Origin of the sequence: Streptomyces sp. NBC_00212, assembly GCF_045206365.1 — a bacterium.
In the GTDB taxonomy this organism is placed as follows: domain Bacteria; phylum Actinomycetota; class Actinomycetes; order Streptomycetales; family Streptomycetaceae; genus Streptomyces.
The window spans coordinates 202,239-223,145 of sequence record NZ_CP108115.1 but is presented as its reverse complement, the minus strand read 5'-3'; the positions used below and the strand labels follow the sequence as shown (position 1 = coordinate 223,145).

Genomic DNA, 20,907 nt, shown 5'->3' with positions numbered 1-20,907 from the left:
TCTACACCGCCCGCGCCCAGCTGAAGCCCCTGTGGCCTTCGCGGGCAATGTACTGGGCGAGGGCTGCTACGCCCCGCTGGAAGGCCGCTGATGCCTCCCAGCGGCCGAGGAAGTGTGCGGCCCGCTCGGGCAGCGCGGCGATGAAGGCCCGGCCCGCCGCACCGTTGTACATGGCCTGGGTGGCAACGAGCTGCTCCGGGATGTCAATCACACGGTCGATCCTACGAGCGGGCATGAAGAGCTGAAGTGATCCCCCGTTCCTGCCATGCTGACGGCCTGTCAGTGCCGCGTCGGAGCCGACCCGGCACTGACGCGCGGGCAGCCGGTTCAGACCAGGTCGTGCTCGTACCGGCCGGCCTTGAAGTCGGCGAACAGGGTGTACTCGACCTCGGTGCGCAGCTTGCCACTGTCGCGGTATTCCTTCTCCACCGGTTCCAGGTCGATCAGGGCGTACTCGCTGTATCCCTCGAAGTCTCCGGGGCCGTCCGCGACACCGACATGGAGGGGGGTGTTGTCGGGCAGTGCGGCGAGCGCCGTGCGCAGTTGGCCGACGGTCCACACCCGCGGGGTGTGGTCGATCGTTTCTTCCATGGGCCGAGGCTACGGCGCAGCCTGTGCGGGCCATGGCTCCCGCGCCACGGCGGCCCGACGATTCGCGCGCCAGCCCCGGCCGGAGCCGGCGCCCCCGGGTGTCCTGGCCCGGGCGCCGGTCGGACACGATGTCTGGACGCGGCGGCACGATCCTGGTGGCAGAGCAAGTGACGCGGGCCGTCCTGATCGGGCCGTCCGGAATACGGGGGAGCCGGGCCGCGGGAGATGACGAAGGGGGAGGGGTTCGTGAACGCATTACCCGACTGGAGGACCCAGGCCGCCTGCGGGGGCGCCGATCTGGAGGAGCTGTTCGGTGAGGCGGCGCAGCAGCACCGCGCCAAGGCGGTGTGCGAAGGATGTGCGGTGAAGCTGGAGTGCCTGGTTGAGGCGCTGGATCACCGGATCGAGTTCGGAGTCTGGGGCGGGATGACCGACCGCGAGCGCCGCGCCCTGCTGCGGCGCCGGCCGACGGTCACGTCCTGGAGGCGCCTGCTGGAGGCGGCTCGTAGCGAGCACCGGCGCGAGCCCGGCCCGGGGTTGCCCCATGCCGGTGATCGTCTGCCGGACGTCCCGCTCACTGGAACGGGCGGAGGGACCGGGGCCTTTTGACCGGCCGAGGAACGCAGGGACCCACCCGCGCCAAGGGGCAGAACGGCACGATCGCCGTTGCGGGACGACCACGGAAATGAGACGACGCTCCCATGCCCGCACTGCCAGGTCGTCGGCGACCAGGTCGGCCTGCCCTTCGGGGCTCGCGACGGGCTGCTGCCTAGTTTCCCTTGGCGGCTTCCTTGAGCTTCGAGCCCGCGGAGACCTTCACGCTGTAGCCGGCCGGGACGTCGATCGGGGCCCCGGTCTGCGGGTGGCGAGCGGTACGAGCGGCACGGTGAGTGCGCTCGAAGGTCAGGAAGCCGGGGATGGTGACCTTCTCGTCGCCCTTGGCGACAATGTCGCCGACGGTCTCGGCGAAGGCGGCCAGCACGGCGTCGGCGTCCTTGCGGGTCACCTCGGCGCGGTCGGCCAGCGTGGTCACCAGGTCGCTGCGGTTCATGTTCATACTCCCGTGTTCTTCGCGCCCGCGGTGGGCGCGAGTGACTTCTACGGTGCCGATGCTGCCAGGTCCCGCTGACAAGAGCCGCAGTGGCACCAGGTGGCTTCTTTGCACGGCGTCGAGGGTTGTGTCCGCGGGTCGGCCGGTCCGAGATGGCGAGTTGGTGAACAGATCCGGCGGGCCGTTCCACGGCCACGATCCGTGCAAGTGTGGGAAGTGGACTGGCCGATGCCGGGCACTCGGAAACCGATCGGCTGCGGCGGCCGGTTTCCGTGACAGTGAGGAGCGCGCCATGGGCGCGAAGACGTTCGAGACTGCGTTACCCAACCCCATTCAGGAGGTCACGGACCGGCTGACTGTCTCCTTCGCCGGCCTGCTGACGGCCTCAGTCGTGCGGGATGTCGTGCAAGGCTGCTACGAGCCGCTCGTATCGCCAACTACGTACCGATCCTCGTCGAGCACAACAGCCGTACCAAGCTACGACAGCTCATCCGCTTGACCGCTCGTCAATCTGCTGGCGGCCGTAGTTGATGCGCTGCTGTGCCTGTCGGCGCGGCGCGTCCGGCGCGCGCTGCACACACCATTACCGTGCGTGACTGTGTTGACTTCGCGCAGGTCTTTCCTGGCCACCGCTACGGCGGCGGGTGCCGCTGGTGCCGTGACCATGCTCGCCACGGGACCTGCTCCCGCTGCCGATGCGGCCCCTGTCGGGCGCGGCTCGGATGGGGCGCCTGGGCGGGTGCGGCCGGGTTTCGAGCGGCTGGCGGCCGACGGGTACGGGCTGCTGGCGGGCCAGAAGGTCGGGGCGCTCACCAACATGAGCGGCGTCACCCGCGACATGCGGGGCATCGTTGATGTCATGCATGCCGATCCGCGGGTGCAGCTGACCGCGATCTTCACGGGTGAGCACGGCTACCGCGGGAACCCGCAGGCCGGGAAGTCCGAAGGGGATGCCGTCGACAAGCCCACCGGCCTGCCCATCTACGACACCTACCTCAAGAGCGGCGCGGCCCTGGCCGGCGTGCTGGACAAGGCGGGCGTCGATACGGTCGTCTATGACTTCCAGGACTGCGGGGCCCGCTTCTACACCTGTAACTGGACCCTGTACGACGCGATGGTCGCAGCGGCCATGACCCGGCGCCGCTTCGTGGTCCTGGACCGCCCCAATCCTGTCACCGGACGCCGCGCGCTGGGCCCTGTCCTGCACAGGGACCAGGCCAGTTTCGTCGGCCGCGAACCCATCGCCCAGGCTCACGGCATGACCACCGGTGAACTCGCTCTGCTCTACAACGGCGAGTTCCTCCCGCGGTCCGCCGGCCGCAGGGTCGACCTGGAGGTGGTGAGACTCGACGGGTGGCAGCGCGCGGACTTCTACGACGTGACGGGCCTGCCGTGGGTGCCGCCGAGCCCGAACATGGCCACCCCCGACACTGCGCTCGTCTACTCCGGGACCTGCCTGTTCGAGGGCACCAACATGTCCGAGGGCCGCGGCACCACCCATCCCTTCGAAATGCTCGGCGCACCAGGACTCGACGGGTCCTGGGCCGCCGCCGTCAGTGAACTCGTGCTGCCCGGCGTCTACTTCCGCGAGGCCTATTACACCCCCACCTTCGACAAGCACCACGACAGGGAAGTCGGCGGCCTGCAGATCCACGTCCACGACCGCACCGCCTACGACCCGGTCCGTACCGGCATCGCGCTCCTGGTCACCGCCAAGCAGACCTATAAGGACTTCGCCTGGCTGCCCGACCACTACATCGACCACCTCGCCGGCACCGACCAGGTCCGCCACCTGATCGACAAGGGCGCCTCCACCGAGGACGTCGTCTCCTGGTGGCAGGACGACCTTGCCGCGTTCACCACCGTGCGCGCCAACTACCTCCAGTACGCATGAGATTCCGGGCGGGTGGTCGCAGGCCTGACTGCAAATCCGGCAATGCTACGTTCAGCACGGTGATGTCGAGCCCGACGAGGAACAGTCCTGCGCACAGCACCACGAGCGCGGCCGACGGATTTTTTATCTCCTCCTTTGCCGTAGGCGGAGCGGAAGGCCGGTGAACAGCGATTCGTTTCAGGACTGCCGCTTTTCTAGAACCGCGCTGAACCGGCGTGCGTGCTCGGGCGCAGGAAGCTGCTGCGAGGAATGCTCACTCTTCACCTGCGGGAAGATGGTCCCACCACCAGGCAACCGTCAGGTAGGGCAGCGGTTCCTGCGGCAGACCGGGGGGCGGCGCGACGGTGCGCTCGACAGCTGGGAGGCCGTCCGGGGCGAAGTAGCGGGAGCTCTTGGTCCCCACTGCCACATTGCCGTTGATGCTGAGGTCGATGCAGCGGAGGAAGTCTGTCAACTGGTCGCTGGCGCCGGCCAGAGCCCTGGCGCGCAGCCTCATCTACACCTGGGCCATTCTGTCGCGGATCACGATGCCCTCGGTCATGGCCTGCCGTTCCGTCCACTGCGGATGCTCGACCATCAGGGCGGTGAAGATGTTGTATTTGAGCTGGCCCCCCTCGCTCTCCTTGAAATAGGAGTACCGGTCGTTGCCGAGGGTCGCGGCGTAGAGTCCGGACTCGATCACGGCGCGGAACAACGGGCTGGCGAACTCCTGGGCCGTGATTTCGGTGCCTCCGACCAGGCCGAACTGTGCAATGGTGGCGTAGATGCCGACAGTCCCCAGGCGCAGGGCCAGGTAAGTGTTGACATCGAGGCGCTCGCCCCGTTCACGCAGGGCGGTCTCCCACAGCATGTCCTGCAGCCAGCGGGTCTGGCCGTCGATGAACCGGTCGTACTGCACGTCGGTGGCCGGCCGAATCCCCTCGGTGGGCTCGTCAGCGAGGGCCCGCTGCTCGACCCGGCGTGGGCCAGCTTCGTCGGGCGCGCCCCGATACCCGTCCGGCACGGCCTCACCTGCGGCGAACTCGCCCGGCATCTCAACGCCTCGATTGTGCCCCAAGTAGCGGGCAGAGCCGCTGACTTCACGGTGATCGAGGCTGTCGGCTGGCAGCGCGCCATGGACGCGGTGGCCGCCGGCCTGCCGTGGGTCGCGCCCTCGCCGAACATTCCGACGCCGGCCACTGCCACCGTCTACCCCGGCACCTGCCTGTTCGAGGGGACGAATCTCTCAGAGGGCAGTGGTACCACGCAGCCCTTCGAGATCGTCGGGGCCCCGTACACCGACGCGCGGTTCGCGCCCTCGCTCGCCGAAATCGCCCTGCCGGGAGTGCACTTCCGTGACCTGCGGTACGTACCGACCTTCCACAAACACGCCGGACGGCCGCTGCGCGGGGTCCAGCTCCACATCACCGACCGCGAGGCGTTCGCTCCCCTGCGTACCGCCGTCGCGATGCTCGCCACGCTGCGGCGGCTGTACCCGGACAACTTCGCCTGGCGCACCGCGGACGGCGGCGTGGAGGGGACCGGCCACCGTCACTTCATCGACCTGCTGTGGGGGTCCGACCGGTTGCGGCGCGCCGTCGACGCGGGCGACGACCCGCTACCGCCGTGCGATCCGCCGGCGCCGCCCGGCCGGTGGGCCGGCAACGACGTGCTGCTCTACCCCGGAGACCTCCTGCCCCAACGCCGCGCCCAGCCCCGTCGCCGACACCGCGGACGCCGTCCTCACCATGGTGGTACGCGAAGCGGGACTGCGCTCGGGCGCGATGGCCGGCGACGTCGCCCAACTCGCCATCGTGGACTACGTCCTGATCGCCGTGGCGCAGAGCAGCCCGCACCAGACCGAGGCAGTGCTGCGGGCGACGTTCGACGCCGTCTGCGACCTGCGTATGGAGGGACAAACCCGTCGATGACCGATCGCACGACGAAATCCCGGGCCGAGATTCGTGGCTTTCGCGTGGGCGACGGCCCGCAGTTGGTGGAGGCGTGGCGCCGGAGTGCGCCGGCCGACCTCATCACCCCGGACCGTTTCCGCTCCCTGGTGCTGCTCGACGCCAACTTCGATCCGGAGGGGCTTCGGGTCGCCGTCGACGGTGACCGTGTCGTCGGCGCGGCCTACGCGGTGCGCCGTCTGACGCCGATGACCGGCACCGACCTGGAGCCGGAGCAGGGCTGGATCCCGTTCTTCTTCGTCGACCCGGCCGTCCGCGGGCGCGGCCTCGGCCGTCGGCTGCTGACCGACGCCCTCGACTGGCTGCACCGCCACGGCCGCACCCGGGTGGACTTCTCCTCGTACACCCCGAACTACGTCCTCCCCGGCCTGGACGCCGGGGAGTACCCGGCAGCGGCCGGGCTCCTTGAGTCCCTGGGCTTTCGCACTCTGTACGAGGCGGCGGCGATGGACCGCGGCCTGGTCGGCTATCGCATCCCGGAGGATGTCGCGTGCCGCTTGGACGAACTGACGGCGCAGGGCTACCAGTTCGCCACCCCGTACGACGACGACTTGGTGGACCTGTTCGCGCTCGCCGGGAACCACTTCGGCCCGGACTGGGCGTGCACGATCCGGGAGTGTCTGGCCGCGGGCACGCCGCTCGACCGGATCGTCGTCGCCCGGGACCCTTCGGGCCGCCTGGTCGGCTGGGCGATGCACGGCACGTTCGATTCGGTGGACGAGCGGTTCGGGCCGTTCGGCGTGCTGGAGGAGATGCGCGGCACCGGACTCGGCAAGGTCCTGCTCCACCTGGTCCTGGAGCGGATGCGGGCGCGCCGCGCACACTCCGCGTGGTTCCTGTGGACCGGCGAGCAGTCCCCGGCGGGCCACCTGTACCGCAAGAGCGGTTTCACCACGACCCGGGTGTTCCGCGTGATGCGCCGGGAGGCCGCCGGATGATGCCGTCACGCCGCACCGCCGGCCCGAGCCGCCGTCACTTCGCGCTCGCGCTCCCCTCGGCGCTGCTCGCCTCCGGATGCGCCGCGCCGCACCAGGGCACCGGGCGGCCCGGGGATCCGATCGTCCTCACCCTGCTCTCCCACTACGCGAGCGGGGCGCTCAAGGAGGCCCTGCGGGGCCCGGTCGACGAGTGGAACGCCACTCACGACCGGGTCAAAGTGCGGACGAAGGCCGTCGAGTTCACGGACCTGCTGACCACGTTCATGGTCCGGCAGGCCGCCGGCCAGGGCGCCGACATCATCCAGCCGTACTGCCTGTGGAACGGCCAGCTCGTCCAGGCCGGCGTCCTGCGGCCCGCTCCGTCCGAGCACGCCGAGGAGATCACGCGCGGCTACGGCAAGGCCGCGGTCGGCGCCTCGTCGGTGGCGGGCAAGGTCTACGGCTACCCCACCGAGGTGCAGACGTACGCCCTCTACTACAACAAGCGGCTGCTGCGCGAGGCCGGCATCGACGGCCCTCCGCGCACCTGGCGGGAGCTGGAGGAGACGGCCTACCGCACCGCCAAGCGGGACCGGTACGGCAACACGCTGGTCCAGGGGTTCGGGCTGTCGACCTACGACGACTCCACCACCGTCGGCCAGACGCTCGCCCTGCTCAACGCCGCCGGCGGAACGTTCGTCTCCGCGGACGGCAGGAGCACCGCCATCGACTCGCCGGCCGGCCGGGCCGTGTTCGAGCTGGAGCACCGACTCGTCGTCAAAGGTGCGAGCGCCCCCGCCGTCAACGTCTACAAGGCGTTCCAGTCCGGGCAGGTGGCCATGGTGGTCAGCGCCGGCTGGTGGACCGGGAGCCTGAAGGCCCAGATGGGCACGGACTACCGCGATGTCGGCGTCGCGCCGCTGCCCGTCCTCGAGGCGGACGACGAGCGCGCCACGCTCTCCACCGGCTTCATGCTGGGGGTCAACGCGGCCAGTGAGCAGCCGCGCGAGGCCTGGGAGTTCCTGCGCTGGCTCAACACCGAGAAGGTGAGCGTGAAGAGCGCCAAGAAAGGTGCGACAGCGACCCGGATGAGCTCCCTGCAGGTGTCGGTCGGCTCCCTGACCGGCCGTGCCGACGACATGCGGACGCTCCTGAGCGAGGGCAGCGATCCGAACCTGCGCCCGTTCCTGGACGCGCTGGCGTACGCGGTGCCGGAGCCGAATGTGCCGGGCGCGCAGCAGGCCAAGTCGCTGCTGCGCAAGAACATCGAGGCGTTGTGGACCGGTCAGCAGTCGGTCGACGAGGCGCTGCGCACCACGCGCCGTCAGGTCGATCAGGAGGTGTCGCGCTCATGGTGAACACCCTGGCGCCGGAGACGACGGAGCGGGCGCACAGCCCGCGGTCCGTCGTGCCCGCCGTCGACGGCCGCGGCCGGACCCGGCGCCGCCAGGTGGTCGTCGCCTATCTCTTCCTGGCGCCGACGTTGCTGTTCTTCGCGGTCTTCCTGATCCTGCCGCTCGGCTTCGCGCTGCTGCTGTCGATGTCTCGCTGGGCAGGGTTCGACCTCGGCGACATCGATCCGGTCGGCCTGGACAACTTCACAGGCCTCTTCGCGGACGGATCGACGTTCCTGGCGCCGATCCTCACCAATACGCTGCTGTTCGCCCTGGGCACCGTGGCCCTCGCGCTCGCCGGCTCCGTGCTCGTCGCCACCTGCATCGACAACCTGCGGTTCCAGGGGCTGTGGCGCACCCTGTACTTCCTGCCGATCGTCACGACCGTCGTTGCCGTCGGCAACGTATGGAAGTACATGTACGAGCCGGGCGGGCTTGTCAACGGCGTCCTCAACGCCCTCGGTCTCGGCTCGGTGGCGTTCCTCCAGGACCCGGACACCGCGCTGCCCTCGGTCGTGGTCGTACAGGCCTGGGCCTCGGTCGGCACGGCAATCCTCGTCATGACCGCCGGGCTGAAGTCCATTCCCGAGTTGTACTACGAGGCCGCCGCGCTCGACGGCGCCGGGCCCGTCACCGTCTTCTGGAAGATCACACTGCCGCTGCTGCGGCCGTCCCTGCTGTTCGTGTGCATCACCCAGTTCATCACCGGCCTGCAGTCGTTCGCACTGATCATCGTGATGACCAAGGGCGGACCGGGTGACGCGACCAATGTGGCCGCGCTGGAGATGTACCGGCAGGCCTTCTCGTACGGCGACTGGGGCACTGCGAGCGCCGCCGCCTTCGTGCTGTTCGTAGTGGTCCTCGTGGTCACCCTGGTGCAGTTGTGGATCTTCCGGCGCAAGGGGGAGGACGCATGAACCGCCGCCGTTTCCCGTGGTTCTCGTATCTGGTGGTCGTGACCGGTGCCGTGCTCACGGCGGTGCCGTTCCTCGACATGGTGATGACGTCCTTCAAGGGGCCTGGCGAGTCCGGCACGCTGCCGTACCGGTTCCTGCCCGAGGCGTTCGACCTGTCCAACTACCGGGCGGCGATCGACCAGCTCGATCTGCCGGTGCTCTTCCGCAACAGCGTCATCGCCACCGCCGTGATCACCGGATCGGTGCTGCTCACGTCGTCACTCGCCGGCTACGCGCTCGCCAAACTCCGCTTCCCCGGCCGGAACTTCATCTTCCGCCTTGTGCTGTCGACGATGATGTTCCCCCCGTTTCTCTTCTTCATCCCGCACTTCCTGACCCTGGTGCACTGGCCGCTGGCGGGCGGCAACGACCTGCTCGGGCGCGGCGGCGCGGGCCTGACCGTCAGCATCGCGGCGCTCGCCATGCCGTTCCTCGTCAACGGCTTCGGGATCTTCCTGACGCGCCAGTTCATGGTCGCGATTCCGGACGAGGTCCTCGAGGCCGCGCGCATCGACGGGGCCGGCGAGTTCGCCGTGTGGTGGCGGATCGTGGTGCCGCAGACCAAGCCGGTCCTGGTGACGCTCGGGCTGCTGACCTTCGTCGACGCCTGGAACGAATACATCTGGGCGCTGCTCGTCTCGACCGCCAACCCGGACGAGATGACCCTGCCCGTCGGCATCCAGCTCCTGCAGGACTACGTCGACCCGACCCGCACGATGCCCATCGTCATGGCCGGCCTCGTCCTGAGCATCCTGCCAGTCCTGATCCTCTTCCTGCTGCTGCAGAAGCACTACATCCGCGGCGTCATGCTCAGCGGCCTCAAGTAAGAGTGAATCCGTGACCGGCGCGAAAACGAAGACGATCCTCGCCCTCGGCGGCCGCATCGGCGACATGGACCTCACCGCAGGCCCCTTGCCGGCCGAGCACATCCTGGGCGGGCACCGCGGCGTGCTCCTCGCCCTCAGCTTGTTCCTTAACATCGTTGGTTACGTTCGGTGATGGTCTCGGGGCGTTTGACGGTCTTGCCAACGTCGTAGCGGGTGGCGGTGTGTCGGTTTCTGGAGCCGGGCGGGCGTCCCGGTCCCGGCCGGGTGGGTTTGGGTGCGCGGGCCGGACTGCCCAGGTGAGGGCGGATGTTCCGGAACCACCGCCGGACCCGGGTCGGGGTGAGCAGGGTGCCGGGGCGGGTCGCCTTCTCCCAGGGCTTGCGGCGGTCGGCTGCCAGCGGCAGCGCGAGGCGGAGCTGGGTGTGCGCGGTGATCAACAGCCAAGTCCAGCGGTCCGCCGCCTGCGGGTCGCGAAGCCGTGGTCGGGTCCAGCCGAGGGACTGCTTGAACAGGCGGAACGTGTGTTCAAGGTCGAATCTGCGCAGATAGCACGACCAGATGAAGTCAACGTCGTCCGGGGTCGCGCTGGTGGCGGAGGACCACAGCCACACGGGCGGCGCGTCGCGGTCGCCGGGCAAATGGTCGACGTTGAGGCGGATCAACGTGCCCTCGATGAGGGGAAGGTCGCTGTCATGGTCGATCCACGCGGACCGTTGCTTCAGTCGGGGGTGAAGCCGGTCCCAGGAACGGGCCTCGGCCTTGCCGTAGCGAGGTGTGTCGTTCATCGTCACTACGGAGGGCTCCGGCCACGACTGGGGCCTGGCCAGGCTGAACTCCTGGCCGTGCTTGGGCGGGTGGCCCCTCGGGGGTGGGTCCGGTAGTACTCCTCGCGGGAGGGCGCCGGACGGTACAGGACGCGGTCCGAACGCAGACGTCCGACCAGTTCGACGGGCAGGTCGCGCAATACCCAGGCCAGGCGCATCACGTCGTAGCCCGCGTCCATCACGATCAGGATGTCCCGGTCGTCGTGCTGCCACTGGCCGGCCGCGATCAGCCGATGGACCACAGCCCGCAACTGGTCTGCGGTGACGGCCGCGGCGTCGTCGACGGGCCCCAGGCGGACTGCGTCCAAGACCTGTGTCCACGAGGTGCGGTCCGGGGTGAGCGCGGCGACGAAGGAGTACGGCCATCCGGGCACCACGTGGTCCGACGAGCGGCCGTTGCGGCCGTGGACCAGGCAGAACAGCCGTTCCGGCGAGCAGGCGGCGTCCGACCGCAGCCACGGGGAGACGTCCACCGTGAGCACGATCCGTCCGTCGAACCGCGGAAGCGGCAGGGCAACCAGCAGGTCACGCAGGGCGTTCGTGTCGAGCTGGCCATGGTTCAGGGCGCCGTACAGCGAGCCGTAGCCGCGTTGGTGTTCGGCGAGCAGCGACAACTCCACCGGCGTCCGGGTCGGGCCGTCCGCACACAGCAGGGCATCGGTCAGTTCGAAGAACGCGTCGGCCCGCGCGGACAGACACCCGTAGAAGGCCGTCCGAAAGCATGACAGTTCCGAGACCCATCCCGTTTGCCGACTGGCGCCAGCACACTCATCCCACGGCCTTCCTGATGAACTCCGGTATCTCGTCGCGGAGTTCAGGATCACGGGGAAGGCCGCCCCATACCCTGCGGTCACTCCAAAGAGTGACCGCATAATCGGGCCCGATGTTAAGGAACAAGCTCAGAAGCCGTCCCGCTTCTCTGTGATCGGTGACGTTCTGTGACTCGGTCACACCTCTCGAAGCCCGCGAGTCACGGAAAATGAAGGGCTTTTCGAGGGAACCCGAGCATGGAGTGTCGTGCTTCTCGGGGTTCGGCCTTCGGGTTCAGGTGATCGCGTGCGTGGGTGTGCCGAGCAGCGGGCCGCCCCTGGGGGCCTTCCCTGGGAATGGTGCTGACACCGTAGGAATCATGAGAGCAGAAGGAACCACACCGGAACCGGAACCCCCCATGCAGAGTGGCCTCACGACTCTGGGCGAGGTGGCATGCCGTTATCAGGCGGATGAGATACGGCCGGAGGAGCTGCCGATGATCGCGGCTGAGGCGCTCGCGGCCGGGCTGGACACCCCGACGTTGTGCGAACTCGCCGGCTGGCCTCGCAACGCGGATGCCCGCGATATACGCGACGGGTTCGAGCAAGCACTTTCCGAGTCGGGAACAGGGTTGCCGAATCGGGGCCTGGCACGGCGCCACGCTCTGCGCCTGTCCATCTTCTGAGGTGCCCTGCACTTCTCGGACAGGGATGTTGAGGGACTTCTATGCTGCTGCCTGCGACTCATCGTAATCGGCGTGCACTTCTGCGGGGGTTCGGTAGCCGAGGCCGGAGTGGAGGCGTCTGTGATTGTAGAACATCTCGATGTACCGAACGATTGCCCGGCGAGCATGTGCATACGTCGGAAACGAAGTTCGGTACACGAGCTCATTCTTCAGGGCGCCAAAAAATGATTCGGCCATGGCATTGTCCCAGCAGACTCCGGTGCGACCGACTGATGCCTTGAGTCTCAACGACCGGAGTTTCTCCCGGAGTTCCCGAGAAGTAAATTGAGTACCGCGGTCTGAATGGAAGATGCAGCCGTCGGCGAGGTCGATGTTCCGTGCCGTCATGTCGAGTGCATCCGATATAGGCGAGCTCTTCATGTGGTCGGCCATCGCCCAGCCGACCACAGCCTTGGTGTGACAGTCGATGACCGTCGCGAGATACAGGAACCCGGCCCATGTGTGAATATATGTGATATCGCTGACCAGTTTACGGCCGGGCGAATCCGCGGTGAAGTCGCGGGCCATCAAGTCGGGTGTGGCCGGCGCCGCACTGTCGGCGATGCTGGTCACCCTGTGCCGTTCGGAAACACATCGTTGCGGGTCAAGACACATGCCGGTACTCGTTGGTCACCCCGCCGAGCACTCGCGTGCGCAGGAGTCGGTGAGGGGTCGGGTCGGCCACGGGCGCCGGGTGCTCCTGGGCGAGTGGAGGGAGCTGTTCTCGGGCCTGGTGCGGGCGGTGGTGGTTGTAGTGCCGGGCGCAGGTGTCAAGGACCTGCCGGGCATGGGTCTCGTTCCAGATCAGCAGGTGGTCGAAGACCTCGCGTCGCAGGGTTGCGATGACTCGTTCGCCGTGGGTGTTCGCCCGCGGAGCACGGGGTGGTGACTTGATGATCTCCACGTCCTCAGCCTCGAAGACCGCGTCGAACGACGCGGTGTACTTCGCGTCCCGGTCGCGGATCGGGAAGCGTGGTGAATCGAGCCGGACGCCCAACTCGGCGGCGAGATTTCTCGCTTGTTGCACCGTTGAGGGACCCGTCGGGTGGGCAGTCACCCCGGCGATGTGCAACCGTCGTGTGGCGTGCTCGAGGAATACCAGCGCGTACAGCCGGCGCAGGTCGACCAGGTCGATGTGCAGGAAGTCGCAGGCGATGACGCCCTCGGCCTGCGCGGTCAGGAACTCGCGCCACGTCGGGCCCTCGCGGCGCGGGGCCGGATGGATGCCTGCCGCCGTCAGGATCTCCCAGACCGTCGTCGTGCCGATCGGATGCCCGAGGCGGACGAGTGCCCTGGATCCGCCGGCTGCCCCAGCGCGGATTCTCCCGGGCGAGCCGCAGCACCAGCGCCTTCAGGGCGCTCGCGGTCGGCGGCCTGCCGGGCCCGCTCCGGCACTTGCCGTAGTCCCACTTCCGGGCGATCAGCCGGCGGTGCCATGCGAGCAGAGTCCCGGGCGTCACCGGAAACACCTGCACCCACCGGCGCCGGGGGATCAGTGAGGACAGTGCCGCGAACCACAGCCGGTCCGTCGGCTCGTATCGCACAGGCGCGGTGAGCTGCCTGCGCAGCACCGCGTTCTCATGCCGCAGCACCAGCAGTTCAGCGTCCTTGGCCGCGTCCCGGCACAGGATCACCGCCGGGACCGCGAGCAGCTTCCGCGCCACCTTGTACACCAACGAGACGATCACCTGGACAGGGTTCCAGCAGCTCTCCGTGGCACGCCACACCCGCTCCGAACAGCAGCGATCAGTTTCCGAACGGCACAGGTGCAGGCGGCGAGGAGTTCCAGGGCGTGGTGACCGCGGGAGCACTGAGCCGATCCGCTGCGGCCCGGGCCGCCCGTGCCTCCTGCCGCATCCGCTCGCGCATGTCCCGTACGCCGTCGTCTCGTACGAGAACGTGTTCCCGGAGCCTGCTATTCAGGACAGACCGGCGACAAGTTCTTCGCGGCTGTTGACGCCCGTCTTGCGGTAGATGGCCTTGAAGTGGTCGTTGGCGGTGTGGGGAGACAGGCCGAGTTGGCGGGCGATGTGCTTGACCGGCAGACCTTTGAGGGCCTGCTCGATGACTGCTCTTTCCCTGGAAGTGATCCCGTACCAGGCAGCGACCGCCGGCAGGAGTAGAGGGGCCGAGGCGCACTGGATGGTGATGGCTACATCCCCCGCTCCTGCACCGTCGAGGCCCTGGGCGTGCAGCACGATCCACCCTTGAGGCGTGGGGATCCGGGTGACAGCCGGCCCGGTGGCCGGCCGGGCGAGGTGGGTCATGTTCAGCTGCGTCCCGACGGATGCAGGGTCGTCGGCCCCCGGAGACGTGGGAGAGAGCCCCAACTCGCGTAACCAGGCCTGTCCGGACGGGGTCATCGACCTGATCCTGTCATCGGTACCGATCACCATGACAGCAGGGGGAAGAGGCCGCCGGCTGGCCGGCCGCAGGGCCTTACTGCCTACGAATTGCTTCAGCGCGGCTGCCAGGGGCCTCGCCAGTTGTGTGGCGTGATCCGAGTCAGCGGCTGAGAAGGGCCTGCTGCCGTGCTCCCGCAGCAGAATCAGCATCCCCCGCGTCACACCCGAGACCGTCAGTGCCACGCGCATCTCGCTGATGATGCCCGCGCCGGCCATGACGTCGTGCACGCGCGCGCTGTGCCGGAAGTCTGGATGATCCGCGCTGAGGACGCCGACAGGGCATGGGCCGGTGGCCAAGCGAGCGAAGGGATGTGGATGGGCGTCGAGAGCCGTGTCGGTCCTCAGTCGATGTGCGGTGCCGGAGTGGTAGCCGCGTTCACCCGTGTGGAAACAGCCCGCTCCGCTGGCGGGGTCAAGGCCCACCAGCAGATACCCGTCATGAGGAATGACCCGGGCCAACTGGTGTGAGAGCTCTCTGCCCAAATCAGTCACGTTCACAGCATCGGTCGCTCGTTCCAGGACGGTACGGCAGATCGAATCCAACCTCGCGGCCATGCCCCGAAGGTAGCCGATTTCAACCCCCCAAATCTTGGGATATCCGCAGCCCGTCCACCGGATCACTATCGGGGATGTCCTCACCGCAACCGGGCGCCGGGACGAACACCAGCGGTGGGAACCAAGTATCGGCTTTCGCTGACGGGCTTGTTGATGAAGGAGGGTGGGGCGTATGGGCTTCCTGAGGAAGTCGAGCGAGGACGGGCACGAGGCAGGGGCCAGGGGCGGGCGGCTGGGTCGACGTCAGGTGCTGGGCGGGGCGCTGGGTATCGCTGCCGGGCTGGCGGGTGCCGTCGTGGTTGCCGGACCGGCGGCTGCACGGACGCCGTCCTTGGCCGATCAGGCGGAGTGGCGCTTCTGCGGGAAGTGCTACGGGCTGTTCTTCCGGGGCTACGGGACGGACGGCTTCTGTCCGGCGGGCAATGGCCACGACTCGCAGGGGCAGTTCAACTTCCACATTCCGCACGACGTACCCGAGACCTCGAGCTCGCAGCGGAACTGGCGGTTCTGCGACAAGTGTCTCGGGATGTACTGGGCCGGCACCGGGTACGACAGCAGCTGTCCCATCGGTGGCAGCCATCGTCGGGCCGTGGACGACTACGACTTCGTCCTGCCGCACGACGTGTCCGAGAACCAGTCGCAGCGGAACTGGCGGTTCTGCGACAAGTGCTGCGGCCTGTTCTACAACGGTCGACCGGACAACGGCCGCTGCCCCACAGGAAACGGCCACCGCCGGGCCGGGCAGTACGATTTCGTCCTTCCCTACCTCTGAAGTGCCCGTCCCTGAACTGATCGTTCCGCGGCGGCCGTCGGCGTTCGGGGGTGACGATCCCGGTGATGAAGTTGGTGACCTTCCCCTCGTAGCGTAGAGACCCTGACTGCAGGGGAAGTTGAGGGTCATGGCGGGCAAGAGGCGGAAGTTCGACGCGGAGTTCCGTGAGGGGGCTGTGCGGATCGTGGCGGAGACCGGCAAGCCGATCCCGCAGGTGGCGAAGGACCTCGGGATCAACGAGACGACGCGCTGGCCACCTGGGTGTCGAGGGCACGGGCGGCCGGCAAGCCCGGTCCGACAGGTGAGAGTGATATTCCCCAGCCCCGCGATCACGCAATTGGACAGGTCCTCGCCGGGTTCTTGTCTATCTGATCGAGAGTCAGTCTGTCTTCCCCGAGCCGGAGGCTCGGGGTCGTTTGTTGGGCCGGTAGCTCGGCCCGTTCATGATCACCTGGTGGCTGGTGTTGATGAGCCGGTCCAGCAGGGACTCCGCGACGACTGGGTTCGGGAAGAGCGGATACCAGTCGCTCGGCGCCCTGTTGCTCGTCAGGATCAGTGACCGTCCTTGCCGTTCGGAGACCAGCTCGTAGAGGTCGTCGGCCTACTTCACACAGTCGCGGTGAGCTGGCGCATCGCGAAGTCGTCGAGGATGAGCACCTCGGGGCGGATGAACTCGCGCAGGCGCTTGTCCCAGGTGCGGTCCGCGTGGCCGCCGACCAGGTCCGCCAGGACCCGGCTGGTCTTGGCGAAGCGGACGTTCGCGCCCTGGCGGATGGCAAGGTGACCGAGCGCCTGGGCGACGTGTGTCTTCCCGACGCCAACGGGCCCGAACCAAATTACGGACTCTCCGGTGTGGAGCCAGCGCAGGGCGGCGAGGTCCCGGATCTGGGCCGCGGGAAGCTTCGGCGAGGCCGCGAAGTCGAACTCCTCGAGCGTAACGGTCTGCTCGAACTTCGCCCGGTGCAGGCGTCGTTGAAGTGCGACGGTCTCGCGGCGGGTGATCTCATCCTGGCAGAGGATCTGGAGGAATTCGAGGTGCCCGAGCTCGCCGCCGTGAGCCTGGGCGAGGCGGGCGTCTTTCGAGCATGCCCGACAGCTTCAGCGCCCTCAGCTCGTCGCGCAGGGCGGTGTCCATGTGCCATCTTGTGCCGCACCAACGTCGGCGCCATGACCCACCTCCTCGCACACCTGGACACCGGACACCGCGTCGCCCTGGTCGGCGGAGGAAACGGCCTGCGCACCCTGGCCGAAGCCGCCCAGCAGCTCAAAGAGGGCCGCCGCGCCAGCCACCCCGAACTCTTCCTGTTCGCCACCTGGGCCGAACTCCAGGACTACGCCCAGCACGACCCCGCAGGAGCAGACCTCCAGGCCTTCGTCGACCTCATCGACACCCACGGCACCCGCGCCGTCCTCAATGCCGTCCACCGACTCACCCAGGAGCCCCACGCCCAAGTGACCATCTCCACGGCACACAAGGCCAAGGGCCGCGAATGGCCAACTGTGCGCATCGCCGACGACTTCCATCCACCAAGAGGCACCGACACCACGGACCCCTCCGGCAACCCCACGCCAGACCCTGTCAATAACGCCGAGGCACGCCTGGCCTACGTCGCCGTCACCCGCAGCCGGACCCAACTCGACATCGGCGGGCTCGGCTGGATCCACAGCTACCCCGATGGCCAGCCACAGTGACCTCGACCCAGGTGTTCTCCGCCCGCTGGAACGGTGACGCCGCCGACCCGCCAGTCACCGAAGGGAGCATACAAGGAACAGTGCATGCCGGTGAGTTCCGACAGCTGGACGCCCGTCTGATGTCGGCCCGTCGGTACACAATGCTCGGCATGGTGAGTTTTGAAGATCAGGATCTGACCGACGCCGAGTTTCGCGAGTGCGACCTGACCCGCGCCCGGCTGATCGGCGTGGTGATGCGGGACGTCGTGATCGACGGGCTGGTCAGCAACCTGGTGGTCAACGGCGTGGAGGTGACGTCCTACATCGAGGCCGAGCTCGACCGGCGGTATCCAGTTCGGTTGCTGATGCGCTCAGATGACCCGGCCGATCTGCGGAAAGCCCATCGACAGCTACTGGATGGCTGGGCGAGGACGGTCGAGCGGCTCCGCGCGATGGCCGCGGGCTCCGAGCACCGGCGTGTCGCCGGCGAGTGGTCGGCAGTGGAGACCCTGCGCCACCTGGTTTTCGTGCACGACTCGTGGTTTCGCCGCTGCTGCCTGGGATCGACCCAGCCTTTCACGGGGATCGGGTTGGCGTCCGACTTCGTGCCCGGTCAGGAGGAACAGGGCCTCGATCGAGCGGCGACCCCAGGCCTCGACGAGGTACTGGCCGTGCGAGATGAACAGTCCGCCGAGCTGGAGCGTTGGCTGGCGACCGTGACGGTCGACGAGCTGTCCGCAGACGCTCCCGTTCCTGCGGGACCGGGCTGGCCGCCGTACGCCGTAGGCAAGTCGGTGGTCGAGTGCCTACGGGTGGTGCTGAACGAGGACCGGGCACACCACGGGTTCTGCGTCCGTGACCTCAACATGCAGGAACGCTGAGCTAGATCCCCGAGCTTGGCGAGTCGCTTCTGCTGCTCCGGGTTGAGCCGGTGGAAGTCGTGCTCGGGATTCCCATCGGGCTGGAGACCGACGGAGCCGCGCAGTGTGCCGTCCTTGGCGTAGATGGGCAGCGCGCCGCCCTCGATGCTCGTGCGGGAGGCCTGTGTGGTGCGCTCCAGGGGAGCCGCCGGTCGTACTCGGCAAGGAGCGCCGCCATGCGCCTCGCATCCGACGACTGGTTGTCCAGGAAGTTCGCCATGGCTCGGGATTTTGCGGACCCGGGGCCTTTTACGTCGCGCGCCCCGGCCCGTGCGCTGTGAAGACCGCGGGAAAATCTAGTAAAGAAGGTGTAAAGAGCGCTGTTAGGGTGAGGTTCGCACCTTGCACTGCAGAAGGACGAGCATGACGACGCCTGTTGAATCCCCTGAACCGCAGCCGCAGCAGTGGGGGCCGCCGCCCGGCCACACCCCGCCCGCACACGGCTACCCAGTGGCGGGATGGGCGCCCGTACCGCCGAAGCCAAGTAACGGGCTCGGCACCACCGCCATGATCCTCGGCTCCATCAGTACCTTCATCGCGTTCCTGCCGGTCCTGTTCTGGATAGCGTGGATCCTTGGCCCCCTCGCCCTCATCTTCGGCCTGATCGGCTACCGCAATGTTCGCAAGGGAACGGCCGACAACAAGAGTTCCTCCCTCGGTGGCGCCATCCTCGGTGGCGCCTCGATAGCCTTCGCCGTCGTCGGTCTGATCATCACCGTGACCATGGTCAAGGACGCCGTCCACCGGGACAGGGATGGCCGGACCACCGCCGTAGCGGACGAGCCCTCGTACGTACCCGACTCGCCGCGCACGATGCCGATGTTCAAGGAACTCAGCAATCCTGCGGCTGTGAAGTTCGGCGAGAGCCACACCTACGACGACGGCGTGAAGATCACCGTGGCCGCACCCACCGAGTACACACCCGGCAAACGCGTCCTCGGGCTGGAGAAGGGCGATCGCGCGTTCCGTGTGAACATCACGATCACCAACGGCTCCAACGACACGCTCAACCTGGACTTTGCTCAGCCCCACGCCAAGGACGCCAACGGCAAGGACATCTACGACATCCTCGACACCAAGGCTGAACGCAAGCCGTTCCGGGGACAGCTCGGGCCCGGTGAGCAGGCGGAGGGCCAGTACGCCTTCCCGGTGTCCGCAGACGCGGCCAAGAATTTCCAGTTCAGCCTGAACACCGGGGTCTTCTACCGCGATGCCGAGTGGGCCGGACTCCTCGTCTAGGGTGCCGGAACCGTCGGTAGACGAAGGCCTCGCTGCGCTTCAGGTTGAGAATGCACCGGCCGTCGGGGAGATCTCGTCACCCACGATGCGGTGCCACACGTCGATGTCCCCGACCCACGGCACGTGGACCTGAACCCGGATGTCGTCGCCCAACCGCCAGGAGTCGAACGGCGCGTTGGGATGGTCGACGATCTGGATCGCGGGAATCGGAAGCTGCTGCGTCCACCCGGCCAGCCCTGCTCACCACGGGTGCGCAGGGCTGCATCCGAAGCCAGAGTCTTGTCGGCGACGGTCGCGACACGGCGTAGCCGGCCGTCGTAGCGGTAGACCTGGGCGCGCGCCATCGCACGGCCTTCGCCCTTGCCCAGTACCTGGACCTCGTTGGCGAAGTCGTCGCCCAGGCCGTCCGGTTTGGCCTGGGCGACGATGTTCTCGGCGTCGCAGAAGCGCAGGTCGTAGCGCCTGCGTCCCAGGCGGGGCCGTCCCAGACGGATCCGGTGCTCGACGTAGTTGCTGCCCTGGTCCGACCAGGAATGGTTCTCGACCCAGTCGAACGGGATGGACTTGGTGAGGGTGCCGAGGGCGTCACCGCAGTCGGGACGGTCCCACCAGGCCAGCTCCCACGGATCGGTGCCGTCCGCAGCACCCAGCAGCTCGCCCAGGTCGTGGGTGTCGACGATGATGCCCACATTGCCGTACGGGCGGGTCTGGATGTGGTTCCAGATCGCGCGGAACGCCAGGTATGCGTCGATGCGCGGCCCGGTGTAGGGCGGGGGTGGAGGCGGTACCTGCTGCTTCGGTTTGCTGAATTCGGTATACCCGTCGTGGTTCTTGTCCAGGCCTGCGTTCGGGTCGGGCGGGGTGATCAGCTCCCCGGAGATCAGATGGTCTTCGAACGGGATGCCGTGCGCCCTCCTGCCCGTCTCCCTGCGCCCGTTGATCAAGAAAATGGAGGGTGGGGGCTTGGTCTGCAGGCGCGGCGGGGATGGGCCCGTGAACGTCTGGTTGCGCGGCCACGGCGGTGTCCGCGCGGCGCCGGGGCCGGGCAGTCCATGCGGACCAGTAGTTCTACTCCAGTGCTGCTTCCTGGTCGTCGGTATCGGATGCGTCGGCCTGGGCGTGGTGGAGGATCGGCAGGAGGGTTTCGGCGACGTCGCACGTGGTGCACGCCGCCGTGCCGGGGCGCGCCAGAGCGTCCAGGGCCGCCGTGGTGGGCAGCGGTCGGGCGCGGTCGGTGGCCTGTCGGCATTCTGCGGAGTGGATGGTGACGGCCCGGCCGCGGGCGCGGCCGTCGAGGACCCAGGCCCACCACCGGCCGATGTCGTCGCTCCGCCACGTCACCCCCGGCACGATTTCCGCGAGCTGTGCCCCCTCGTTCAGCAGGGCTTTCAGGGCGACGTGGTGACGCTGCCAGTCAACCGTCCACCCCAGTGCGGTCGGGTTCCACTCCGGATCGACCGCGGCGAGC

General features: G+C 68.0%; 22 protein-coding genes and 6 pseudogenes. 15 read left to right on the top strand and 13 right to left on the bottom strand.

Going from position 1 to position 20,907, the window contains the following annotated elements; translation table 11 throughout:
• Position 1: 1 nt before the first annotated feature.
• Together OHA17_RS01255 and OHA17_RS01250 are read right to left on the bottom strand one after the other, a co-directional pair.
• On the bottom strand, positions 2 to 211 hold the full coding sequence (locus tag OHA17_RS01255) for a hypothetical protein (protein WP_406503195.1): 210 nt from the start codon (positions 209 to 211) through the stop codon (positions 2 to 4).
• A 116-nt stretch (positions 212 to 327) separates the two neighbouring features.
• Entirely contained in the window at positions 328 to 591 is a 264-nt protein-coding gene (locus tag OHA17_RS01250) for a DUF6225 family protein (RefSeq protein WP_406503193.1), read from the bottom strand.
• 225 nt (positions 592 to 816) lie between these two features.
• Here OHA17_RS01250 and OHA17_RS01245 point away from each other — a divergent pair, with 225 nt between their 5' ends.
• Positions 817 to 1,200 carry a WhiB family transcriptional regulator gene (locus OHA17_RS01245; protein WP_406503191.1) on the top strand — a complete coding sequence of 128 codons (384 nt, stop codon included), beginning with the start codon at positions 817 to 819 and terminating at the stop codon, positions 1,198 to 1,200.
• 160 nt (positions 1,201 to 1,360) lie between these two features.
• Here OHA17_RS01245 and OHA17_RS01240 read toward each other — a convergent pair whose 3' ends face one another.
• A complete protein-coding gene (locus tag OHA17_RS01240) occupies positions 1,361 to 1,642 on the bottom strand; it encodes an HU family DNA-binding protein (RefSeq protein ID WP_406503189.1) in 282 nt (93 codons plus the stop codon).
• A 598-nt stretch (positions 1,643 to 2,240) separates the two neighbouring features.
• Here OHA17_RS01240 and OHA17_RS01235 point away from each other — a divergent pair.
• On the top strand, positions 2,241 to 3,536 hold the full coding sequence (locus OHA17_RS01235) for an exo-beta-N-acetylmuramidase NamZ domain-containing protein (protein WP_406510610.1): 1,296 nt from the start codon (positions 2,241 to 2,243) through the stop codon (positions 3,534 to 3,536).
• Positions 3,537 to 3,789: 253 nt separating this feature from the next.
• Here the strand turns inward: OHA17_RS01235 and OHA17_RS01230 are convergent, their stop codons facing one another.
• Positions 3,790 to 4,032, bottom strand: a complete 243-nt coding sequence (locus tag OHA17_RS01230; RefSeq protein WP_406503187.1) for a hypothetical protein — start codon at positions 4,030 to 4,032, stop codon at positions 3,790 to 3,792.
• Positions 4,033 to 4,569, bottom strand: a complete 537-nt coding sequence (locus OHA17_RS01225; RefSeq protein WP_406510609.1) for a terpene synthase family protein — start codon at positions 4,567 to 4,569, stop codon at positions 4,033 to 4,035.
• Here OHA17_RS01225 and OHA17_RS01220 point away from each other — a divergent pair.
• The 7 genes and pseudogenes from OHA17_RS01220 to OHA17_RS01190 form a co-directional block, all read left to right on the top strand.
• A pseudogene (locus tag OHA17_RS01220) lies at positions 4,483 to 5,121 on the top strand (exo-beta-N-acetylmuramidase NamZ domain-containing protein); the annotation flags it as partial. The gene OHA17_RS01225 and the pseudogene OHA17_RS01220 sit on opposite strands and share 87 nt — an antisense overlap.
• 142 nt (positions 5,122 to 5,263) lie before the next feature.
• Positions 5,264 to 5,446, top strand: a complete 183-nt coding sequence (locus OHA17_RS01215; protein WP_406510941.1) for a hypothetical protein — start codon at positions 5,264 to 5,266, stop codon at positions 5,444 to 5,446.
• Positions 5,443 to 6,423, top strand: coding sequence for a GNAT family N-acetyltransferase (locus OHA17_RS01210; RefSeq protein WP_406510608.1), 981 nt, complete (start codon positions 5,443 to 5,445; stop codon positions 6,421 to 6,423). Before OHA17_RS01215 ends, OHA17_RS01210 begins: the two co-directional genes overlap by 4 nt.
• Positions 6,420 to 7,760, top strand: a complete 1,341-nt coding sequence (locus OHA17_RS01205; RefSeq protein WP_406503185.1) for an ABC transporter substrate-binding protein — start codon at positions 6,420 to 6,422, stop codon at positions 7,758 to 7,760. Before OHA17_RS01210 ends, OHA17_RS01205 begins: the two co-directional genes overlap by 4 nt.
• The gene (locus OHA17_RS01200) at positions 7,754 to 8,713 is read left to right on the top strand and encodes a carbohydrate ABC transporter permease (RefSeq protein ID WP_406503183.1); all 960 of its coding nucleotides are present in this window, start codon (positions 7,754 to 7,756) and stop codon (positions 8,711 to 8,713) included. Before OHA17_RS01205 ends, OHA17_RS01200 begins: the two co-directional genes overlap by 7 nt.
• Complete coding sequence (locus tag OHA17_RS01195; RefSeq protein ID WP_406503181.1) at positions 8,710 to 9,579, top strand: carbohydrate ABC transporter permease; 870 nt, start codon at positions 8,710 to 8,712, stop codon at positions 9,577 to 9,579. The genes OHA17_RS01200 and OHA17_RS01195 overlap by 4 nt, the downstream gene beginning before the upstream one ends.
• 10 nt (positions 9,580 to 9,589) lie before the next feature.
• Positions 9,590 to 9,751 (top strand): hypothetical protein, encoded by a 162-nt coding sequence (locus OHA17_RS01190; RefSeq protein WP_406503179.1) that lies wholly within the window; start codon positions 9,590 to 9,592, stop codon positions 9,749 to 9,751.
• Here OHA17_RS01190 and OHA17_RS01185 read toward each other — a convergent pair.
• A pseudogene (locus OHA17_RS01185) lies at positions 9,726 to 11,175 on the bottom strand (NF041680 family putative transposase). The gene OHA17_RS01190 and the pseudogene OHA17_RS01185 sit on opposite strands and share 26 nt — an antisense overlap.
• A gap of 357 nt (positions 11,176 to 11,532) precedes the next feature.
• Between OHA17_RS01185 and OHA17_RS01180 the strand changes: the two are divergent.
• Entirely contained in the window at positions 11,533 to 11,838 is a 306-nt protein-coding gene (locus OHA17_RS01180) for a hypothetical protein (protein WP_406503177.1), read from the top strand.
• A 39-nt stretch (positions 11,839 to 11,877) separates the two neighbouring features.
• On the opposite strand, the gene OHA17_RS01175 is transcribed toward OHA17_RS01180, so the two are convergent.
• The 3 genes and pseudogenes from OHA17_RS01175 to OHA17_RS01165 all read right to left on the bottom strand — a co-directional run bounded on the left by OHA17_RS01175 (position 11,878) and on the right by OHA17_RS01165 (position 14,837).
• Positions 11,878 to 12,450, bottom strand: coding sequence for an IS3 family transposase (locus tag OHA17_RS01175; protein WP_406503175.1), 573 nt, complete (start codon positions 12,448 to 12,450; stop codon positions 11,878 to 11,880).
• 31 nt (positions 12,451 to 12,481) lie between these two features.
• Positions 12,482 to 13,565 (bottom strand): annotated as a pseudogene (locus tag OHA17_RS01170) (integrase core domain-containing protein).
• Positions 13,566 to 13,796: 231 nt separating this feature from the next.
• On the bottom strand, positions 13,797 to 14,837 hold the full coding sequence (locus tag OHA17_RS01165; RefSeq protein ID WP_406503174.1) for a helix-turn-helix transcriptional regulator: 1,041 nt from the start codon (positions 14,835 to 14,837) through the stop codon (positions 13,797 to 13,799).
• 172 nt (positions 14,838 to 15,009) lie between these two features.
• Here OHA17_RS01165 and OHA17_RS01160 point away from each other — a divergent pair, with 172 nt between their 5' ends.
• Positions 15,010 to 15,609 carry a hypothetical protein gene (locus tag OHA17_RS01160; RefSeq protein WP_406503172.1) on the top strand — a complete coding sequence of 200 codons (600 nt, stop codon included), beginning with the start codon at positions 15,010 to 15,012 and terminating at the stop codon, positions 15,607 to 15,609.
• A 127-nt stretch (positions 15,610 to 15,736) separates the two neighbouring features.
• Positions 15,737 to 15,802, top strand: a pseudogene (locus tag OHA17_RS01155) (hypothetical protein); the annotation flags it as partial.
• A gap of 186 nt (positions 15,803 to 15,988) precedes the next feature.
• On the opposite strand, the pseudogene OHA17_RS01150 reads toward OHA17_RS01155, so the two are convergent.
• Together OHA17_RS01150 and OHA17_RS01145 are read right to left on the bottom strand one after the other, a co-directional pair.
• Positions 15,989 to 16,195: pseudogene (locus OHA17_RS01150) on the bottom strand (ATP-binding protein); the annotation flags it as partial.
• A gap of 20 nt (positions 16,196 to 16,215) precedes the next feature.
• Positions 16,216 to 16,629 (bottom strand): ATP-binding protein, encoded by a 414-nt coding sequence (locus tag OHA17_RS01145; protein ID WP_406510607.1) that lies wholly within the window; start codon positions 16,627 to 16,629, stop codon positions 16,216 to 16,218.
• A gap of 63 nt (positions 16,630 to 16,692) precedes the next feature.
• Here OHA17_RS01145 and OHA17_RS01140 point away from each other — a divergent pair.
• From OHA17_RS01140 to OHA17_RS01130, 3 genes and pseudogenes are all read left to right on the top strand, one after another.
• Positions 16,693 to 17,301 (top strand): annotated as a pseudogene (locus OHA17_RS01140) (3'-5' exonuclease); the annotation flags it as partial.
• Positions 17,298 to 18,161, top strand: a complete 864-nt coding sequence (locus OHA17_RS01135) for a DinB family protein (RefSeq protein ID WP_406503170.1) — start codon at positions 17,298 to 17,300, stop codon at positions 18,159 to 18,161. The pseudogene OHA17_RS01140 and the gene OHA17_RS01135, both read left to right, overlap by 4 nt.
• Before the next feature lie 402 nt (positions 18,162 to 18,563).
• A complete protein-coding gene (locus tag OHA17_RS01130) occupies positions 18,564 to 19,439 on the top strand; it encodes a DUF4352 domain-containing protein (protein WP_406503168.1) in 876 nt (291 codons plus the stop codon).
• On the opposite strand, the gene OHA17_RS01125 is transcribed toward OHA17_RS01130, so the two are convergent.
• Entirely contained in the window at positions 19,436 to 20,383 is a 948-nt protein-coding gene (locus OHA17_RS01125) for a hypothetical protein (RefSeq protein ID WP_406503166.1), read from the bottom strand. The genes OHA17_RS01130 and OHA17_RS01125 overlap by 4 nt on opposite strands.
• Positions 20,384 to 20,507: 124 nt before the next feature.
• Complete coding sequence (locus tag OHA17_RS01120) at positions 20,508 to 20,780, bottom strand: DUF6233 domain-containing protein (RefSeq protein ID WP_406503164.1); 273 nt, start codon at positions 20,778 to 20,780, stop codon at positions 20,508 to 20,510.
• Positions 20,781 to 20,907: the final 127 nt, after the last annotated feature.

Bases quoted from the DNA above. Each gene is read 5' to 3' on its own strand.
- OHA17_RS01250 (WP_406503193.1), bottom strand. From the start codon at position 591: ATGGAAGAAACGATCGACCACACCCCGCGGGTGTGGACCGTCGGCCAA.
- OHA17_RS01245 (WP_406503191.1), top strand. From the start codon at position 817: ATGACGAAGGGGGAGGGGTTCGTGAACGCATTACCCGACTGGAGGACC.
- OHA17_RS01240 (WP_406503189.1), bottom strand. From the start codon at position 1,642: ATGAACCGCAGCGACCTGGTGACCACGCTGGCCGACCGCGCCGAGGTG.
- OHA17_RS01230 (WP_406503187.1), bottom strand. From the start codon at position 4,032: ATGAGGCTGCGCGCCAGGGCTCTGGCCGGCGCCAGCGACCAGTTGACA.
- OHA17_RS01225 (WP_406510609.1), bottom strand. From the start codon at position 4,569: ATGCCGGGCGAGTTCGCCGCAGGTGAGGCCGTGCCGGACGGGTATCGG.
- OHA17_RS01215 (WP_406510941.1), top strand. From the start codon at position 5,264: ATGGTGGTACGCGAAGCGGGACTGCGCTCGGGCGCGATGGCCGGCGAC.
- OHA17_RS01210 (WP_406510608.1), top strand. From the start codon at position 5,443: ATGACCGATCGCACGACGAAATCCCGGGCCGAGATTCGTGGCTTTCGC.
- OHA17_RS01205 (WP_406503185.1), top strand. From the start codon at position 6,420: ATGATGCCGTCACGCCGCACCGCCGGCCCGAGCCGCCGTCACTTCGCG.
- OHA17_RS01200 (WP_406503183.1), top strand. From the start codon at position 7,754: ATGGTGAACACCCTGGCGCCGGAGACGACGGAGCGGGCGCACAGCCCG.
- OHA17_RS01195 (WP_406503181.1), top strand. From the start codon at position 8,710: ATGAACCGCCGCCGTTTCCCGTGGTTCTCGTATCTGGTGGTCGTGACC.
- OHA17_RS01180 (WP_406503177.1), top strand. From the start codon at position 11,533: ATGAGAGCAGAAGGAACCACACCGGAACCGGAACCCCCCATGCAGAGT.
- OHA17_RS01165 (WP_406503174.1), bottom strand. From the start codon at position 14,837: ATGGCCGCGAGGTTGGATTCGATCTGCCGTACCGTCCTGGAACGAGCG.
- OHA17_RS01160 (WP_406503172.1), top strand. From the start codon at position 15,010: ATGGGCTTCCTGAGGAAGTCGAGCGAGGACGGGCACGAGGCAGGGGCC.
- OHA17_RS01130 (WP_406503168.1), top strand. From the start codon at position 18,564: ATGACGACGCCTGTTGAATCCCCTGAACCGCAGCCGCAGCAGTGGGGG.